1 protein-coding gene is annotated in these 529 nt (G+C 65.8%); it reads left to right on the top strand.

Annotated features, from left to right (window positions below; genetic code table 11):
- On the top strand, nucleotides 1–486 hold a 486-nt coding region (locus INT49_RS20910; protein ID WP_193119641.1), incomplete at its 5' end, for a transposase.
- Between the last annotated feature and the right edge of the window lie 43 nt (nucleotides 487–529).

Below are 529 nucleotides of genomic sequence, written 5' to 3'. Positions count from 1 at the left end.
TGCCGCACCCACTACGCCGCGAACCTGATGAGCATCTGTCCCAAGGGCATGTGGCCTGCAGTGAAGGCGATGCTGCACAGCGTCTACGACCAGCCCGACGCGACAGCCGTGAACGCCCAGTTCGAGCGGCTGCTGGACTACGTCAGCGAGAAACTGCCCGACGTGGCCGAGCATCTCGATGCCGCCCGCGCCGACGTTCTCGCGTTCACCGGGTTCCCCAAAGACGTCTGGGTCCAGATCTGGTCGAACAACCCCACCGAGCGTCTGAACCGGGAGATCCGCAGGCGGACCGACTCGGTGGGCATCTTCCCCTCTCGCGAGGCGATCGTCCGGCTCGTCGGCGCGGTGCTGGCTGAGCAGACCGATGAATGGGCCGAGGGTCGCCGCTATCTCGGCCTCGACGTCCTCGCCCGATGCCGCCTCACCATCACAACCAGCCCCGTGAACGAGGTGAACGCCGATGCCCTGCCCGCACTGACAGCCTGACCCCTCATCGAAGGATCGCTACACCACTACCTGGGACTTGACC

This window comes from Brachybacterium tyrofermentans, assembly GCF_014897585.1.
GTDB lineage: Bacteria > Actinomycetota > Actinomycetes > Actinomycetales > Dermabacteraceae > Brachybacterium > Brachybacterium tyrofermentans.
This window is presented reverse-complemented; position numbering and strand designations above follow the sequence as displayed.